Annotated in this window: 22 protein-coding genes; 9 read left to right on the top strand and 13 right to left on the bottom strand. The window is 42.9% G+C overall.

The features are described 5' to 3' along the window. Positions 1 to 289: 289 nt before the first annotated feature. Positions 290 to 991: a FadR/GntR family transcriptional regulator gene (locus LDO37_RS20715; protein ID WP_126607636.1), complete on the bottom strand. Its 702-nt coding sequence runs from the start codon at positions 989 to 991 to the stop codon at positions 290 to 292. A gap of 481 nt (positions 992 to 1,472) precedes the next feature. Between LDO37_RS20715 and LDO37_RS20710 the strand changes: the two genes are divergently transcribed. The 5 genes from LDO37_RS20710 to kduD all read left to right on the top strand — a co-directional run bounded on the left by LDO37_RS20710 (position 1,473) and on the right by kduD (position 6,124). Beyond that, positions 1,473 to 2,468 carry a sialic acid TRAP transporter substrate-binding protein SiaP gene (locus LDO37_RS20710; RefSeq protein ID WP_126607635.1) on the top strand — a complete coding sequence of 332 codons (996 nt, stop codon included), beginning with the start codon at positions 1,473 to 1,475 and terminating at the stop codon, positions 2,466 to 2,468. A gap of 67 nt (positions 2,469 to 2,535) precedes the next feature. After that, positions 2,536 to 3,165, top strand: a complete 630-nt coding sequence (locus LDO37_RS20705; RefSeq protein WP_126607634.1) for a TRAP transporter small permease — start codon at positions 2,536 to 2,538, stop codon at positions 3,163 to 3,165. Further along, positions 3,162 to 4,439: a TRAP transporter large permease gene (locus LDO37_RS20700; protein WP_126607633.1), complete on the top strand. Its 1,278-nt coding sequence runs from the start codon at positions 3,162 to 3,164 to the stop codon at positions 4,437 to 4,439. The genes LDO37_RS20705 and LDO37_RS20700 overlap by 4 nt, the downstream gene beginning before the upstream one ends. A gap of 89 nt (positions 4,440 to 4,528) precedes the next feature. Beyond that, the gene (kduI, locus tag LDO37_RS20695) at positions 4,529 to 5,359 is read left to right on the top strand and encodes a 5-dehydro-4-deoxy-D-glucuronate isomerase (protein ID WP_126607632.1); all 831 of its coding nucleotides are present in this window, start codon (positions 4,529 to 4,531) and stop codon (positions 5,357 to 5,359) included. 9 nt (positions 5,360 to 5,368) lie between these two features. Next, positions 5,369 to 6,124, top strand: coding sequence for a 2-dehydro-3-deoxy-D-gluconate 5-dehydrogenase KduD (kduD, locus tag LDO37_RS20690; protein ID WP_126607631.1), 756 nt, complete (start codon positions 5,369 to 5,371; stop codon positions 6,122 to 6,124). A 163-nt stretch (positions 6,125 to 6,287) separates the two neighbouring features. Here kduD and LDO37_RS20685 read toward each other — a convergent pair whose 3' ends face one another. Beyond that, positions 6,288 to 6,941, bottom strand: coding sequence for a Qnr family pentapeptide repeat protein (locus tag LDO37_RS20685; protein WP_126607630.1), 654 nt, complete (start codon positions 6,939 to 6,941; stop codon positions 6,288 to 6,290). A gap of 319 nt (positions 6,942 to 7,260) precedes the next feature. Here LDO37_RS20685 and LDO37_RS20680 point away from each other — a divergent pair, with 319 nt between their 5' ends. The 3 genes from LDO37_RS20680 to LDO37_RS20670 all read left to right on the top strand — a co-directional run bounded on the left by LDO37_RS20680 (position 7,261) and on the right by LDO37_RS20670 (position 10,452). Beyond that, positions 7,261 to 7,878 carry an NAD(P)H-dependent oxidoreductase gene (locus tag LDO37_RS20680; RefSeq protein WP_126607629.1) on the top strand — a complete coding sequence of 206 codons (618 nt, stop codon included), beginning with the start codon at positions 7,261 to 7,263 and terminating at the stop codon, positions 7,876 to 7,878. Then, entirely contained in the window at positions 7,878 to 9,797 is a 1,920-nt protein-coding gene (locus LDO37_RS20675; RefSeq protein ID WP_126607628.1) for a monovalent cation:proton antiporter-2 (CPA2) family protein, read from the top strand. Before LDO37_RS20680 ends, LDO37_RS20675 begins: the two co-directional genes overlap by 1 nt. A gap of 316 nt (positions 9,798 to 10,113) precedes the next feature. Further along, complete coding sequence (locus LDO37_RS20670) at positions 10,114 to 10,452, top strand: DUF3316 domain-containing protein (protein WP_126607627.1); 339 nt, start codon at positions 10,114 to 10,116, stop codon at positions 10,450 to 10,452. An 81-nt stretch (positions 10,453 to 10,533) separates the two neighbouring features. Here LDO37_RS20670 and LDO37_RS20665 read toward each other — a convergent pair whose 3' ends face one another. Next, on the bottom strand, positions 10,534 to 10,881 hold the full coding sequence (locus LDO37_RS20665) for a DoxX family protein (RefSeq protein WP_126607626.1): 348 nt from the start codon (positions 10,879 to 10,881) through the stop codon (positions 10,534 to 10,536). A 98-nt stretch (positions 10,882 to 10,979) separates the two neighbouring features. Between LDO37_RS20665 and LDO37_RS20660 the strand changes: the two genes are divergently transcribed. Beyond that, positions 10,980 to 11,894 carry a LysR family transcriptional regulator gene (locus tag LDO37_RS20660; protein ID WP_126607625.1) on the top strand — a complete coding sequence of 305 codons (915 nt, stop codon included), beginning with the start codon at positions 10,980 to 10,982 and terminating at the stop codon, positions 11,892 to 11,894. Here the strand turns inward: LDO37_RS20660 and LDO37_RS20655 are convergent. The 10 genes from LDO37_RS20655 to LDO37_RS20610 all read right to left on the bottom strand — a co-directional run bounded on the left by LDO37_RS20655 (position 11,887) and on the right by LDO37_RS20610 (position 17,317). Next, positions 11,887 to 12,129 carry an ATP-binding protein gene (locus LDO37_RS20655; protein WP_185829789.1) on the bottom strand — a complete coding sequence of 81 codons (243 nt, stop codon included), beginning with the start codon at positions 12,127 to 12,129 and terminating at the stop codon, positions 11,887 to 11,889. The genes LDO37_RS20660 and LDO37_RS20655 overlap by 8 nt on opposite strands. Then, a complete protein-coding gene (locus LDO37_RS20650) occupies positions 12,081 to 12,680 on the bottom strand; it encodes a hypothetical protein (protein ID WP_224055922.1) in 600 nt (199 codons plus the stop codon). The genes LDO37_RS20655 and LDO37_RS20650 overlap by 49 nt, the downstream gene beginning before the upstream one ends. Before the next feature lie 36 nt (positions 12,681 to 12,716). Next, positions 12,717 to 13,166, bottom strand: coding sequence for a hypothetical protein (locus tag LDO37_RS20645; protein WP_224055795.1), 450 nt, complete (start codon positions 13,164 to 13,166; stop codon positions 12,717 to 12,719). A 155-nt stretch (positions 13,167 to 13,321) separates the two neighbouring features. Further along, a complete protein-coding gene (locus LDO37_RS20640) occupies positions 13,322 to 13,804 on the bottom strand; it encodes a GNAT family N-acetyltransferase (protein ID WP_126608016.1) in 483 nt (160 codons plus the stop codon). Between the two features lie 21 nt (positions 13,805 to 13,825). Next, positions 13,826 to 14,245 (bottom strand): N-acetyltransferase, encoded by a 420-nt coding sequence (locus LDO37_RS20635; protein ID WP_126608015.1) that lies wholly within the window; start codon positions 14,243 to 14,245, stop codon positions 13,826 to 13,828. 156 nt (positions 14,246 to 14,401) lie between these two features. Continuing rightward, positions 14,402 to 15,040 carry a hypothetical protein gene (locus LDO37_RS20630; RefSeq protein ID WP_126608014.1) on the bottom strand — a complete coding sequence of 213 codons (639 nt, stop codon included), beginning with the start codon at positions 15,038 to 15,040 and terminating at the stop codon, positions 14,402 to 14,404. A 156-nt stretch (positions 15,041 to 15,196) separates the two neighbouring features. Further along, positions 15,197 to 15,607, bottom strand: coding sequence for a GFA family protein (locus tag LDO37_RS20625; protein ID WP_126608013.1), 411 nt, complete (start codon positions 15,605 to 15,607; stop codon positions 15,197 to 15,199). A gap of 101 nt (positions 15,608 to 15,708) precedes the next feature. Beyond that, positions 15,709 to 16,014 (bottom strand): GNAT family N-acetyltransferase, encoded by a 306-nt coding sequence (locus tag LDO37_RS20620; protein ID WP_224055921.1) that lies wholly within the window; start codon positions 16,012 to 16,014, stop codon positions 15,709 to 15,711. Continuing rightward, entirely contained in the window at positions 15,936 to 16,193 is a 258-nt protein-coding gene (locus LDO37_RS20615) for a hypothetical protein (RefSeq protein ID WP_145959466.1), read from the bottom strand. The genes LDO37_RS20620 and LDO37_RS20615 overlap by 79 nt, the downstream gene beginning before the upstream one ends. Before the next feature lie 188 nt (positions 16,194 to 16,381). Continuing rightward, on the bottom strand, positions 16,382 to 17,317 hold the full coding sequence (locus LDO37_RS20610; RefSeq protein WP_126608011.1) for a helix-turn-helix domain-containing protein: 936 nt from the start codon (positions 17,315 to 17,317) through the stop codon (positions 16,382 to 16,384). Between the last annotated feature and the right edge of the window lie 136 nt (positions 17,318 to 17,453).

The raw sequence follows: 17,453 nt of genomic DNA, 5'->3' as shown, positions 1-17,453 counted from the left end.
CCACCTGATTAAGTAAGATCAAAGAACAAATCGAAAAGTAAACGACATAAAAAAGAGGCTAAAATTTTAACGTTCTTTCTTTGTCGAATACCACATATAACAACCTCAAATCTATTGAAGTTGTCGACAAAGAATGAACAACGCATGACAATTCTTATTAACTTATGGCTAAAACTGTCAATACAATTAAGTAAAATAACGCTATTTATGTGATGTAAAACACAATAGCCTATCTATTTTAATAAAGTACTAAAAAACAAATGAACAATTAAATAAAACAGCTTAATACCTAATTAGTGGACTCAGAATCCAGCTTCTTATATCTTGAAATACCTTTCTCTAAGTGAGAAGCCATTGTATTACCAGCATTTTCAATATCTCTTTCTGCAATATATTCATACATTTTCTTATGTTCTAAATATACACGATCAAGAAAGTCAGCTTCATCATCAGGCATTTGATATAAATCGATACGAGAGTGAGGAATGATTTGAGGACCTAAGTGTTCTAGTAACTTGATGAAATAGGGGTTTCCCGATGCCTTTGCAATCGCCATATGAAACTGAAAGTCCGCTATCGCCACTTCAGCGTAGTTGTATTCAGCGTTCTTGAAAGCACCCAAAGCTTCAGCAATTTTAGCTAATTGCGATTTAGTATGATGCTCTGCCGCAAGCTTCGCTGTTTTGGTTTCGAGGCATAATCTCAAATCGAGTACATGCAGAATGTCTTTTAACGTCGTTGGATTAAATAGCTCTAATTTGCTCACGGGGTTTTCAGTAACAAAAGCCCCAATGCCTTGACGTGTTACCACCATTCCGTCTGCCCTTAGCCCTGCAATCGCTTCACGGACAACCGTTCGGCTTACACCGTACTGATTAATAAGGCTTTGTTCTGATGGCAACTTATCTCCTGGCAATAAAATACCGTCAACGATGTCTTTCTTTATTTTCTCAATAAGTTGAGATGCCAGTGTTTTCCTTTTGCCTAACATTTTAGTAAATAGCCTCCACCAACTTTATTCATTTCTATTTAATAGTTCCGTAACTTCAAGCGTTAAGCTGGTCTCACATCGCTTGGTTACATCATCCTAATTCAATTTCATTGAAATAAACAACATCTAGTAAATCCAAAGTGCGTACACTTGTTCATTTCAACTATATTCTGCCCTTTTAAATTGTCTCAAAAATAATAAATATTGACATTGCGCACAATAACGAAAATTCAAATTCTCTCTCTTACCCCCAAAATTAAGCTTTCCGCATCTCCCAAAAGTCCAACTTTTCAAAAAGTTAATAAAAGGTTACACGCGCAAAGATGAAGATCATTGCATACTAAACAAAGCTCAAATTGGTTAAAAAAACAACTTGTATGATGACATACATGTGTTAGTTTTTTAATCGAAAGGATGACAACGCATACAAATCAAACCTGAAGAATAATAGAAACACGTTTAATTTTTTAAGGAGAAAAAAATGAACAAAAGGACATGGCTAAAACGTGTAACCCTGAGCTTAACAGCGACTACAGTAGCGCTTTCTAGCTTATTCTCTCCTGCTGTAATCTCGGCAGAAAAGCTAAAATGGGCACATGTGTATGAAACTTCTACCCCTTACCATAAATGGGCTGTTTGGGCAGCGGAAGAAATTGGCAAGCGCAGTAATGGAAAATTCGACGTTCAAGTTTTCCCTGCAGCGTCGCTCGGTAAAGAAAATGAAATCAACGAATCTTTAAGCTTAGGTACGATCGATATTATTTATACCGGTTCAACATTCGTTGGCCGTTCCTATGGTCCACTCGCAATACCGAGTGCGCCGTTTATGCTTCGAAATTTTGATCACTTTAACGCTTACGCGAACAGTTCATTGTTCGCGGATTTAAGTAACGGGTATAAATCGGTAACAGGACACAACATTCAATCGCTTACTTACTATGGCCAACGTATGGTGACGTCGAACACGCCTGTATCTAAGCCTGCCGATATGAAAGACATGAAGCTTCGTGTTCCACCAGCCCCACTCTTCCAGATGTTTACGGATTCGGTCGAAGCGAACGCAACGCCCATCGCCTTCTCAGAGGTTTACTTAGCGCTTTCCCAAGGTGTTGTTGATGGGCAAGAAAACCCCTTACCAACCATCCAAGCCAAGAAATTTTACGAGGTACAAAAGTACATCAATCTCACGGGGCATATCATTGATAGCCTAGTCACAGTTGTTGGCGGACCTACTTGGAACAAACTGTCTGATAGCGATAAAAGCATGTTCAAAAAAGTATTCGTCGAAGCGTCGGCTGGTGCTAGTAACGACATTCGCCAGTCAGAGAAAGACTTGGTTGCTTGGTTTGTTGAGCAAGGCGTCAACATAAATACAGACATTGACCGTAACGCATTCCGCAAGGCTGCAATGTCGGTTCACAATGGTAAACACGCTTCTTGGTCGGAAGAAGTCTACAAACGATTCCAAGAACTTTAATTTCCATTCAATTTGGTTCGTTACGCATGACATAGCGAACCAAATTGTAAACCTCTAGGAGCGTGAAATGTTAGACGCAGAGAATACGGGCACCCCTCAAGATTTCCGAGATGTGGAGAAAAATAGAGAGGCACTCGCAGGGCAACATGACAAGCAGAACATCACACAGACAGAAGATGAAGCAAGCGGATTCATAGAAGACGAAGACAAAAATTTCACGTGGAGTAGCATAGGCATACTCGAGTGGTTTTGTATTTTGGCTTTTTGGGTATTGGCTTTTGTTGTTTTTTACCAATTTTTTACTCGCTACTTTCTTAACGATTCCGCCGTTTGGACAGAAGAAATTGCTCGAAACATTCTGATTGTTCTGACCTTTTTTGGCGCCGCATTAGCGTTAAAAAGGCACGCGCACATTAGCGTACAGTTTTTTGTGTCCAAGCTACCAGCGGTTCATCAGAAAAAGGTTATTTGGATTAACTCGATATTGCAGTCTCTGTTTTTTGCCGGTGCTGTCTATTTATGTTTAACCGTAGCGGACGCCATGCAATTTCAAAAGCTAATGGCTATCGACTTATCCAGAAGTGTTATATATCAAGCGGTTGCTACCTCTTTTGCTGTAATGCTGATCATCGAGATCTATGGGTCAATTAAACGTCTAAAGAATAGCGATGACAATTCATCGGAGGATCCATCATGATTGCTATTTTATTTATCGCGGCCGCCGTATTTATTCTAATTGGTTTACCCGTCGCTGTTGCGTTAGCTGGTGCATCTTTGTTGTTCATTTTGATCGACGCCAGTTTACCAAGCATGGTTGTACTGCACCGAATGGTAAGTGGTGTGGACAGTTTCCCCCTTTTGGCGGTGCCATTTTTTATTCTTGCAGGGAATTTAATGAACTCCGCAGGGATAACCAATCGTATATTCGACTTTGCGAAATCTCTAGTGGGTTGGCTACCCGGCGGTCTAGGACATGTAAACGTTGGCGGAAGTGTCGTGTTTGCGGGTATGTCTGGTGCAGCGGTCGCGGATGCTGGCGGGCTTGGTGCGATTGAGATAAAAGCCATGCGCGAGGCAGGATACGACAGCGAGTTTTCCGTTGGAATCACCGCCGCTTCTTCCACTATCGGTCCTATTATTCCCCCTTCTTTACCTATGGTGATTTACGGTGTTTTGGCATCGGCGTCTATAGGGAAGCTGTTTGCAGCAGGGTTAATTCCAGGTCTTATGATGGCAGTCGCGCTCATGGTCATGATTGGATGGTACGCCAAGCGTCGGAATTACCCAGTGGACAGTGCGTTTTCAATGAAAAGAGTCGCATCAAGCAGTAAAGGCGCATTCTTGTCCTTACTCACTCCCATTATTGTGGTTGGCGGAATTACGACAGGCGTTCTCACTCCAACAGAAGCCGCCATTGCAGCGGTAGCGTGGGCATTATTTTTGGGTGCGGTTGTCTACAAGAGTTTAAATTTAAAAAGGTTAGCGGCAGTTTCGCTCAAATCGATAGAAACAACGGCCGTCGTATTATTTGTGGTTGCTGCTGCTTCCATATTTGCTTGGTTACTCACCAATCATAATATTGCCACCGCAATGGCAGATGGGCTAATGACAATATCCGACAACAAATACGTGGTTTTAAGCATCATTTTGCTTTTGCTGCTGGTTATTGGGTGTTTCATGGAAACCATTGCAGCCATGACAATCTTAGTTCCTGTATTGCTTCCTACTGTGACACAACTCGGGGTTGATCCCGTGCACTTTGGTGTGATTATGGTTCTAACCCTAATGATAAGCTTGTTAACACCTCCCGTTGGTGTTGTTCTTTATGTTTTGTCCAGCATATCCAAATTGAGTTTCGAGCGATGTGTCGTGGCCACCATGCCATTTTTGGTGCCGTTGGTTTTCGTCCTGCTCATCGTCACTTTTATGCCAGGTTTAGTTATGTGGCTTCCAAACCTGCTATACCCATAAGAAATCAGTTTTAACAAAAAATATTGAGTGAACCCATTGGCAATTTATGGGTTGGGTTCACTCGTTTCAAATTTAACGGAATAAGAAATATGAAAAGCTATTATTCGACTCATGCCGAAGATTACGGCAGCTACGGTACGCAAACACTGCGTGACCGCTACCTCATTGAATCGATATTTAAACGAGGTAAAGTGCAGCAATACTATTGCCACGATGATCGGATGATCATTGCTGGGGTTTCCCCAGAAAATTCACCACTTAAGCTTACCGAAGGTAAGGAGCTAGGGGGGTTGACCTTCTTCAATCGCCGTGAAGCTGCCACCATCAATCTAGGTGGAGAAGGTCGAATCCGAGTTGGCGATGAGATATTTTCTTTAGATCATAAAGACGCCCTATACATTGGTCAGGGCGCGCATTCCGTCTCATTCGAAAGCGTCGATAAAGATAAGCCAGCGCGCTTTTATCTCTGCAGCTCACCGAGCCATCACTCTCACCCAACAATCCTTGTAAGGCGTTCAGAAGCTGTTCAAGTTCACTTGGGGGAGTCCAAAAAATCCAATGAGCGAGTTATCCATCAATACATTCACCCAGATGTGTGCAGAAGTTCTCAGCTAGTTATGGGGTTAACGGAACTCCTTAACTCTTCCAACTGGAATACGATGCCATGCCATACCCACGCTCGACGTATGGAGGCGTACTTTTACTTCTCTGAATCAGAAGATACTCAGATTTTCCATCTTATGGGCAAACCCGATGAAACTCGGCATATCGTTATCGCAAATGAGCAAGCCGTTATCTCACCAAGCTGGTCAATTCACAGCGGTGTAGGCACAACCCCTTACAGCTTCATATGGGCCATGGCAGGGGAAAATCAAGAATTCAACGACATGGATTTTGTCGCTCCACAAGACATACGCTAAGAGGTCATCATGGAACTATTCAATTTAGAAGGAAAAACTGCTCTGGTTACGGGTGCCTCAAAAGGCTTGGGACAAGCGATGAGTATCGCTTTAGCGAAAGCGGGAGCCAACATTATTGGTGTAGCTCGCTCTTCAACAATGCATACACAAGCGAAAATAGAAAAGCTTGGCAAAAATTTTATTGGTATCGAGGCAGATTTAGGAGAAAAAAATTCAGTTGATGCAATCGTAGATACCCTTGCAACAATCGATATTATTCCAGACATCTTAGTGAACAACGCTGGCATTATCAGAAGAAACGACAGCATTCAGTTTTCTGAAGAGGAATGGGATAGCGTTATGGACATCAACCTCAAATCCCTTTTTTTTCTCAGTCAAGCCATGGTTAAGCAATGGGTCGCGCTAAATCGCCCGGGGAAAATCATCAATATTGCATCTATGCTCTCTTTCCAAGGTGGAATACGGGTGCCTTCTTATACTGCGAGTAAAACAGGCGTTTTAGGTTTAACTCGCATCGGAGCCTGTGAGTGGGCTCCCTATGATATCAACGTAAATGCCATTGCACCGGGATATATGGCAACAGACAACACCGAAGCGCTAAGAAAAGACAAAGTGAGAAACGGAGAGATTTTAAACCGAATCCCTGCTGGGCGATGGGGCGAATCGGAAGACATGGAAGGCGCGGTAGTGTTTCTGGCTTCTCGCGCATCCAACTATGTAAACGGCACTGTGCTCACCGTTGACGGCGGCTGGCAGGCACGATAGCTATTTAACCTCAACGTTGCAAAGCTGAGGTTGTTCGCATGTTCATTTTATTTGGAAACAAGGAGGTAAGAAAGATTACGTTATCTAAATTATCTAACTTGTAGTCTTTGTAAATTTAGCGGTTACACATCCCCAATTTTGCCCGATATGTTCGGGCATTTTTTTAGGGTAGAACAATCACCCCAAGTGGCTCTAAAAGCTGCTCTTGCTGCCAATCGCAAATCTTCACACCTTGTAAAGAGATCCTTCTTGGATCGAGCCCGTAAAGCTCTGTATGGGTTAAATCGCAATTCTCAAAGCGAAATTGAGACCAAGCATCTTCCGAAAATTCTCCGCGGGATAAGTCCGATCCACGCAGTGATGCACCTTGCAAAAGCGCGCCTGTCCAACGATTCTCAAACAAGTCGCATTTTTCGATACAGGCATTTTCGAAATTGGCATACGACAAATTGCACCCCGTAATAAAGACACTACAGAAATAAACTTGGTGGCTGACGCGGTTGGCAAAGTTGGCTTTAACAAAATTCGCCCCTTTTAGGTCGCATTCTCTAAATTCTGCACCTAAACAATTCGCCCCCACAAACTGTGCCATGGCTAATTGGCAGTTCTTAAAGCTTGCGTCTTTCAAGTTTGTGTATTGAAACTGGCAACCCTCTATCTCACTCGCCTTAAAAAACTGACAATCGATAAACACCGCGTCACTTAAATCTGCTCGCGAGAAATCACATTGGTCAAACGTGCATTGGGTAAAACGCCATTCCGACATATCGGTTCGCACGAAGCTTTCAGATACAAAGTGTTTTTTCTTAAATTCCATGTTCTCTCTCGCGTTTAATTGGACGCCGCTACGTTACCGATTAACTCTTTGAAAAACAAACAATTTAAACCTTTAAAAATCATCAACTTAAAACCCCTCAAAATCACCATTTTAAGGCACCTAGAGAGCACGCTAACAACTTTGATTTTTAACGAGCGAAGAAGCAGGAGTAGAAAAAAGTTCTGATTAATAGAGAAGCGTGAGCGAGCGCTAAAATTTCCACTCGTTTTTCGAATACATCATTCAAATTAATGGTGTTGTTACACACCTGATACAAACTGTATGGTATTCGTATAAAAAACATAAAAGGGAAACTCTAATGCCCCAAAAGAAAGTACTTGTTCTGTTTGCTCACCCATCGCACAAACAATCAGAAGTAAACCTGCCATTGTTTCATGCAGCGCAAAGCGTGGAAGGCGTCACTGCTATCGACCTGTATCACGAATACCCGCGCTTCAATATCAATATAGATAAAGAACAACAAAGACTGCGCGACCATGACGTTGTGATATTCCAATTTCCTATGTACTGGTACTCCACCCCTGCCATTCTTAAAGAGTGGCAAGATTTGGTGCTTGAATACGGATTTGCGTATGGCTCGACCGGAACCGAACTGCATGGCAAATACTTTATGTGTGTCACTTCGGCGGGAGGAAAGGAAGAGGCCTACTGCACCGATGGCTTTAACCACTTCACCATCGGTGAGCTATTGCAGCCCCTGCAACAAATGTCTTCTTTAACTGGGATGATATACCTTGCCCCATTTGTCTTATTTGGCTCTCGCACGGCATCTGAAGAAAATCGTATCAACAGTCACGCGGAAAAATACCAAACGCTTCTCACCGCCTTGGTGGAAGACAAGGTGGATCTAGAAGCCGCTGCCTCTATGAAGAAAATCACCAACGACTTGTCACCACTACTTAAGGAGGACGCGTAATGACCAGCTATTTCTTACAAGCTTTTATCTATCTTATCGCGGCCGTCATTATGGTTCCGATCGCGAAGCGCTTAGGGTTAGGCAGTGTTTTGGGCTACTTGATTGCCGGTGTCATTATTGGTCCTGTTATCGGATTAGTGGGTGAAGAAACCACCACCATTCAGCACTTTGCAGAATTCGGCGTCGTCATGATGCTGTTTCTCGTCGGTTTAGAACTGGAACCCAAAATGCTGTGGTCGATGAAAAACCGACTAATTGGGCTCGGTGGATTGCAAGTTGGTTTAACGGCAGCGGCCGTTATGGGTATTTCATTGTGGTTGCAGCAACCTTGGACTATCTCACTGAGTATTGGTCTTGTTTTCGCACTTTCTTCTACCGCTATTGTTCTTCAAACTTTTAATGAGAAAGGGCTATCAAAAACAGAAGGGGGTCGTAACGCCTTCTCTGTATTGCTGTTCCAAGACATTGCCGTTATTCCAATGTTGGCGTTTATCCCCCTTCTTGCACTACCTGAATTGGTAGAAAAAGCCCAAAGCGCCGCGCAAGCTGCGTCCGATCACCATGAAGAAATGAGTTTGGTGGCGGGGCTGCCCGGTTGGGCTTATGGCTCTGTCATTATTGTTACTATTGTTGCACTAATGGTAGGAGGGCATTATGCCAGCCGTCCCTTGTTCCGTTTTGTTGCCAGTTCTGGTCTACGGGAAATATTCACCGCTACAGCACTGATGCTGGTTGTCGGTATTGCAGCGTTGATGAGCTTGGTCGGGCTGTCGCCGGCACTTGGAACCTTCCTCGCGGGTGTGGTGTTAGCCAACAGTGAGTTTCGCCACGAACTGGAATCGAATATCGATCCATTTAAGGGGCTTTTACTAGGACTCTTCTTTATCACCGTAGGAGCGGGTATTAACTTCGATATTTTGGGTAACCAATTCTTTGACATCATCGGAATGACAATGGGCATTATGTTGCTCAAAGCGTTCGTTCTACTCATTTTAAGCTTTGTGTTTGGTATTCGCGCCAGCGATAGGTGGCTTTTCTCACTTAGCCTCGCACAAGCCGGTGAGTTTGGATTTGTATTGTTGAGCTTCACAGTTCAAAGCCACGTGATCCCAACCGAGCTTGCGCAAACACTTTCCATGGTGGTGGCTTTGTCTATGTTCCTAACACCGGGACTGTTCATTCTGTTTGATAAAGTCATCGTGCCGAAATATTTAGACCAAGAAAACCAACGTGAAGAAGATACCATCGAAGAGACGGGGAAAGTCATCATTGCTGGTGTCGGTCGATTCGGCCAGATCGTGAATCGCCTCCTCGTGAGTAACCATATTCAAACCGTCGTGTTGGACTGCGAAGCGTCGCAAGTCGATAACTTACGTAAAATCAATACCAAAGCCTATTTTGGTGACGCCACGCGCCCCGATCTTCTGCATACCGCAGGTATAGAAGAAGCAAGTTTGTTAGTGGTCGCTATGGATGCGCGGGAAAGTGCTGTAGAACTCGTGCAATACGTGAAACACACCTACCCACAGGTAAAAATACTTGCTCGAGCTTATGATCGAGTTCATGAATACCATCTCCGCCAAGCGGGCGCGGATTTTATTGAAAAAGAAACCTTTCATGCTGCGCTGGAAGTCGGTGCAGAGGCACTGCGTTCTATCGGTATGCACCCTTTTCAGGTGGAACAACAGAAAGCCGCGTATATCGATGTGGAACAAGAAGGCTCTGAACAGCTTTACAAAGCTTGGTTAGGTGAGTCCGATGGCGAGCAGCGTTTCGACAACAATTACCGCAAATTATTTATGCAATTGGAAGAAACATTGAAAGCTTCGCTACATAGCAACAGACGTGGTACGCACGATCAAACCGAGCGGAGTTGGACGCCTCCGCCCAAGGACTATTTGAAAGATTTTGAAGATTAGGGGTTATTAACCTGAACAAAAGAGACAAAAGACAGGGAATTGACGTTCCCTTGTTTTTCATGTGTCGATCTTTACCAATACGCTAGAGAGTTTTACACGGCTTGACGGACTCCTTACATAACAATCCGTAATATAGGTACTACCAGCTTGGGGAAAGTGAAGCCCATAACTTACTTAACGGTAAGCGAGGCTAAGGCGATTTTCAGGCTGGTCCAATCGCAAGAATTGGTGTACTTCCGAGCAGCAGTTCGTTCCTAAATGCTGGCTCACCTGTAAATACCGATTCGTTTGTAAATAAGCTTATAGGAGTATTGTTATGAAGAAAGTCACTGTGTTAGCAGCAACCATGCTACTGAGTTCTACTGTATTTGCTAGTAATCAACTAAACAGTAGCGCGACTTCGATAACAACTGAAGGCTATGCCACGCAGGAGCAGGCATTAAACGCTGGATATACTCTCATGGATGAAATCAACGAAATGTCGTCAAACCAACTGACGAATAAACTACCCATTTCAGCCACTACTGTAATTTACGACAGCGTAAAAGTGAAAGATGTGGAACTGCACATCGAGGCTTTTTCTAAAAAACGCGGTGAAGTTCAGTATCGTGCCATTGTTGACGTCGACTATCAATACGAGTCCAAAGACAGCTAATCAGCATTCGTTTAAACCTAAAACACAATAAAAAAACCGGGCAACTGAAGTGACCCCATAAACTTAGCCCGGTTTCTTTCATTACAAAATGAACAGTACGGATGACAGTATCAACGTTATCGTTGCCGGCACCCCATCCTGCCAACGGTCAAACCTCAGGTGAAAAAAGATTGCACCGACCGATGTAATAGCTAATAGCCCTGCACCACTAAGTAAAATCCAGCTTTCAACATAAAACCAAGAAGCCGCAAGTAACCCTGAGCCAGCTAATTCCACTAACCCTGTCAAAAACATTACAGCTCGATTGAGGCCATATTTAACAAAAAATGCCAACTGAGTTTCAAAGACTTTTTTCTGCCAGCCCAATATCTTAATTGAACTCGCAAACGTAAAAAACACTACCAAAATTACACTAATTATCACTGTCATTGCCTTTACCTCTTGTCTGATAGAATCATTAAAGCATTCCCAAACTTGCTATTGAATGCTATTTTTTGACTATCATGTATTCCATACAGGAATAATAAATGGACAGGTATGAGTGTATAAAAATCTTTATTAGAACTGCACACCTAGGCAGTTTTACCGCGACAGCTGATGAATTCAACCAGACACAGAGTGCCATCAGCAAAAAGATTGCTTGGCTTGAGAGTCGAATTGGTTTTACATTGTTTCACCGTAACAGCCGTAAAATACACATCACCGAGTCAGGGAAAATATACCTAAAACATTGCGAAAAGCTTATTGATGAAATGAATTGTGTAGAGGCGCAAATTAAACAGGAGTTGAATACTGTAGCTGGTCACCTCAAAATTTCAGTACCCAGTGCGATGGCAACCAGACTATTGGCAGAGCCTTTAACCTTATTTTTAGAAAAGCATCCATTAGTTACAGTAAACATCTCCGTCAATGACCATCAAATCGATTTGATAGAGCAAGATGTAGACATCGCTATTAGAGCTTCACATGTTAAAGACTCCAGCTATAAAGCTCGTTTACTTGGCGAAAACCCCATCACTTACATTGCCTCTACAAACTATCTGAAAGCTGCACCGCCGATAACGTCTCCAAAAGATCTGGCTAACCACAAGTGTATTACTTACTCACTTATGACCCCGTCCAATACGTGGACATTTGTTGAGTCCTCAGGGAATAAAACTTCCATAAAAGTCAAAGAGTATGTGACCAGCGATAGCCCAGAATTGATGCTAAAAATGGCTTTGCTTGACCAAGGCGTTACTGCTCTACCGCATTGGATGGTAAGCGAGTACTTTGTCAACGAACAGTTGGAAGAAGTATTGAGTCATTATCAATCCAATGGATTGCCAATGTATGCGATATATAAAGCTGATGACTATCTGCCAATTCGAGTAAAGGCATTTGTCGATTTTTTGGCCGAGCACCTTCAACTAGGCATTCAGAAAAGGGAAAACTCTAAATAACGTAGGACGTAGAAGCCAAGTCCAAAGGAGCAGTAATGATGAATTGAGCACCAGATTCAATATCGCTATTGCTTTCAATTTGTCCTTTGAGCAACTGGGTTACTAGGTTATAGACAATATTCGCCCCTAGCCCCGTTCCACCTTTACCTCTTTTTGTTGTCACAAATGGCTCAAATATTCGATCGTTCACTTCGCTTGAAATGCCTTTCCCAGTGTCACGATAGTCAATAACCAAATTTTCAGTATCCGATGCAATGGCGATAGATATACACCGTTCTCCCCCCCCCAATCATCAAACCCATGTTTCAAGCTGTTGGTAATTAAGTTTGTAAAGATTTGAACGTAGGCACTGGGGTAACTTTCTACGCTCAAGCTGTCTTCACACTGAACCTCTATTTTCGCGTCGTGCAACTTAAGTTCGTGCGAAAGTGAAACAGTCAGCTTCTCTAGATGCTCTTTAAACAAAAAGCGTTGATAGGACTGATCGACGGCTACCAAATCAGACTGAATCGTCAATGTGCCAATGTCGATCACTTTTCCGCCAAGATACTCATGCTGCAAAACAACCGATTGTTTGACAACATGTTTGTACAACTTGATGCCAGAACTCCAAACGTCACCATCTTTACTTTCAATATGAACATACGTTATTTCAGGAATGCTGATGATCCCATTGACTTGCGATTCAATGAGATCACTGTTTAAAACCCATAAGCTGGTTTGCAACGCATCTTGGTAAGATGAGAAGATGTATTCCTGACTGGAATTGATGTTCTTTTTATCAATCGCATAATCCGTATACAGCTGAAAAGCCGTAGTAAATTACCACCTTCTAAAGAAGGTGGCGTTGTTAAAGCCCACTATATATTTGCCTTTAAGGTCGGAAATCCTGTCTATTTTTAACTGACTGGAGGCTTTAGAAACCGCCACATTATCGAACTCGTAAACCTTACCGTAAGAATAATCGACTCTGAAGTTAAGTGGCGTACCGATGAAGATATCAAGCTCTTCAAAAGCGTTAAGTGGATCTTGATCGAATTGTTTACTGGGGAATTCATAATTGACAACCTTGTACCCCGATCTCCCCAGCGCTTCTGTAACGAGATCCACTAGAACCCCCGAATCCCCTACAACGAAGGGCGGAATACCCACAACAAACCCAACATTAACGGATTTTTCCTCTGCGGCAGTTGCGTTTGCGAAGAAATGACAGGACATCACAAAAAAAATAACGATCCACTTTTTCGTTATTTTTATCTCTCTTTTTGGCATAAAGCTTTAACTGGCTCATGCGAGCCTTAAAGCGATTTCATACTAAAAAAGTATAGAAGCGATACGATATAGCGATCTAATTCAGGGCGAAAAAAACGTAGAATGAAGCGTATCGTTTTGATTCGATGGAAAAAGAAAAGGTGAATTGGGAGGCATTACGTCAAAACATCGAAAGCCATTTGGAAGATTGGCCATTTGACCCCGTCAAACGTTTTGTAATACGGCGGCTTATCCACCACTTTGAACCCTACGGATTCATAACACCCTTTCGCTGACTTATTGGAATGAAACACGGCTAATGTGATGTGTTTAGCACTGTGGTTCTGTTGTATCTCTCTTATGGCAGAACGAACCAATTCCTTGCCGACACCCTGACCTCTGACATCAGGGTTTACCGCTATGCGACAAAGCCTAGTTTCGTCATCGGAAATACGGTTTAGTTCAATAAATCCAACCACTTCCCTATTATCTATCAACACAAAAAAGGATAACGATGCCTCACTTGATCGCAGGCAAATCGCTTCAGCCGTCAGTGGCCATATGAAGACGCGTCCTCCCCATGCTAAAAACTCTTCTTTAGTCAGAAACCATTGGGAAACTGTGTTTGCGTGTTCTTGCCTGAAAGGGATCAGTTCCATCAAAAATCCTGCCGTAATTAATCATAACGTCATCGTCAGTTCGAGATGCCCAGTATGCTCATCTTCTTGCTCGCTGACCACGTTAAACCCTTGTGAAACGTAAAATTGGTAACTGGCTTGATTATCTTTGTACACCGACAAAGTAAGTGATTCTCGCCGAGTTTTTGCATCCGCGATGAGCGCTTTCCCCACGCCTTTTCCCTGACAACTTGGCGCAACAAAAATGGCGGCTAGATTGTCTTCATACAACGCATAGAAACCAACAACGCCGCCCGCCTGTTCATAAACAAAGACTTCCGATGCGGGAAGATATACGTTGCGCATGTTATCTAGTTGGCTTCGCCAAAACTCTGCTTCGATAAAGTCGTGCGCCTGAATCGACGTGGTCAGCCATATGTCTAATACGGCTTCAATTTCTTGGGTTTTAATTGGTCTAATCAATGTATTAGTACCTAAAAAGTATTAGTGCCTAAAAAGTAATATCGCCTAAAAAATCATCTTCAAGCGTTGAGTATCACTTGTCTCATTTGAAAAATAGAAGAATGAAACCGAGGTAATATTCAATACGTCGGCTCCCTTGTTAAGTGCGCGAATAAGCTAACGGCACACTTGAATGGATACACCTAACCAAGATGCCCCTTCACGCTTATTATTGCTTTCGTCCCAGCTTTCAATTTTATCCCAGTGGAACAGGTGTGCTTCTAAATCCGAGTCAAACCATTCCCCCTGATGATTATTCACCACGTAATGCAATTCGGGATACGCAATAACTGAAATGAGCACACTATCCGAAGGGGTGGAGTCATTATTGTCTAGTAGAGAAATGGGTACACCTAGCTTTTCAATCAGTTCAATTTCAATTGGAAACACGCTGCGAATTTGATCCAATGTCTCTTCATTTTTAAAGACAACCTCCGTCTTCAAATCACACTGGTTCAAGATACTCAGCATGGCTCCTAGTGAGTTGTTCCCAGCTCCGTCAACATAACTCGGGTTAGGACCTGGCGTTAAAATACCGGTCACTTTATAGAATTCCAGTGCTAGCTCGACCAAGTTGGAACTGTCTACAATATCCAGCTTTGGTCCCGTAAAAGACTTTTGCTGAGCGTCATAGCGATTCAAGGATAGAGGTGCAGTAAATGGCAGTTTATCGAAAGCATAAAGTGTAGCAACGACGCAGTAAGCACCACAAAAAGGGCTGCCATCTGGCTGCTGCATACTTGGAAAAGAATTCATATCAATACCTTCTCAATGAGATTGCGAATGGAATGAAAGACAAATAATGCTCCATTCACCGAAATGCTCACACAGTATCATATGGTACTTGATAAAAATGCTATATCTCCCAAAAATTAGGACGACAGATTAGCGTATCTTTTCTTTTATTAACGGCTACTTACCGCGGCTTGGTTCATGGCGCTCGTAATGAGGGAGTTCTTCATTCAAGCTGTCCCAATTGGCTTTTGAGGTAACAAAGTTGTGAGAGATGGGTTTTTCTTCAATATCTGAATCCAAAATCCCTAAACGAATTCGAATTTGACTTGGATTTTCGTCGTTGGAGCTGTATATCGGAGATGCGCATTGTTTGCAAAAATGTCTTTTTTTGCCGGGCTTTACTTCGAAGAAGCTGAGTAACTCTTTGCCTTTAGTAATTGAAAAATCACCCGTATTCACAAACCCATTGGTCGCAAATGCTGTACCACTGGACTTTCGACACAGAGAACAGTGGCAATGAATAATGTCGGTTATTTTCCCTTGTATTGAAAGTTCGACACCGCCACACAAGCAACTTCCTTTGTACATATTACTTCCTACATAAGCTTTTGATTTTTTATATACTTTAAAGCGAATCAGAACTAAGTAATGTGACAGTAGAGAGGTTTATTGCGTTGAACGATCCTTTTTCATTTTGAAAGCTTTCGGAAATAAAGGTTATTGTCGTCACCGTAGAGTAATTGGGTGCCTTGGTGAGTAAACCCCAACTTTAAAAGCAGTTGATTGGAAGCAAGATTATTTGGCAAAGTCACAGCCAATACTTCACGGACATTGTGATTTTCCAAGCCATCTTTGAGTACAGCATTGCATGCTTCTGTAGCGTAGCCTTTCTGTATGGTACAATTCCTCGCTTCTCCTAGACACTCACGCCACTTTGAAAACCCAGTTGCTGCTTGAAGAAAACCAGTAAAACAAGAACCAATCCGCAGATCCACATTGCGGTAGGCATTTTTGCTTTTTCCCAATTGAGAAACGTGAATAGAACGCCCATTAAAGGACCTAACAGCAAGCACCCTACTCCCCAAAGTTTACTTTTTCGAAACGCCTCTGTGACTATCAGCACACTTCCAAGCAGAAACAGGACAAGCCCTGAAACAGCCATTACATCAATCACAATTATTCCCTTAACTCTTCGCCATAGCTGTGCTGTTGCACTCGTCATTTTTGGAAACAGTATCATGTTACTAAGACAATTCGAGTGCATAGCAACACTTACTTTCAAAATTGCGATGAAGTTTTATAAAAAGCTCAACCCATCAAGCGTAACGTCAAAGAAAACATGTAATACGCACAAGAAACAATCTACATCGATGAAAACTGATTTCGGTATTGATTTGGGGAGATACTGAGTTGCTTTCTAAAATGGTGGCGCATCGTTATGGCATTTTCAAAGCCACTCAGCTCGGCGATTTTCTCGACACTGTAGTGCTCGTTTTCCAGTAGTGTTTTGGCTTTCTCAAGCCTTTGCTGCGTAAGCCATGCTTTGGGGCTTAAATTGAAGCTGGTACGAAACTTACGATCAAAGGTTCGACGCGACATGCTAGCCCGAGAAGCAAGCTCATCGACCTCAATATTCTCATTGAGATGAGAAAGCGCCCAGTCTATCGACTGTGAGAACTGGTTGGGGACTTCCAAAATAGGAGTTTCGACAAACTGAGATTGCCCTCCCAATCGATGCGCTGATACCACCAACCTTCTTGCCACTTGGTTCGCAATGGCGTAGCCGTAATCCTGCCGAATGATCTCTAACCCAAGATCGATCGCAGATGCGCTTCCTGCAGAACACCCAATATTTCCATCGTATACGTAAAGGACATCATCAATGTAATTAAGGTGCTTAAAGCGCTGTTGAAATGCATCGGCATATCGCCAATGCGTTGTGGTATCCCGACCATCAAATACGCCTAGCTCTGCCAGTAAAAAAGCACCAGAGCAGAAAGAGACCATGCGCTTTCCTGCGTGATGAAATGCGCTAACCGCCTCTTTTAGCGCAGAAGGGATCTCTATACCTTGAGCAGGCCAGCTTGGTACCACCAGCATATCGTAGTCGGTCAAGCTGCTTACTTGCTTGGCTTGAAGCAGCAGCCCAGCCGTAGATTTAAATGATTCGAATTCAAACGACACCACATCGCACTGATACCAGTTTTCAAACTCCGGTCTTGGCAGACCAAACAGCTCTACAGCACATGCTAATTCAAACAGCGCCACATTGGGGTAACTTAATATCGCTACACGCATGCCTTTCCCTCTATTTCTTTTGCCTAATCCTTTCGCTTATTTCCTTTCCGCTTGCTTCATGTTAACAGTTGGTTTTCATATTGGCTGAAAGTTAACGAACTATGACCCACAAGCCAATCGTAAGCCAACAAATAAC

The organism is Vibrio penaeicida (genome assembly GCF_019977755.1).
Taxonomy (GTDB): Bacteria; Pseudomonadota; Gammaproteobacteria; order Enterobacterales; family Vibrionaceae; genus Vibrio; species Vibrio penaeicida.
The sequence above is the reverse complement of the archived record's forward strand: the minus strand, read 5'-3'. Positions and strand labels throughout refer to the sequence as shown.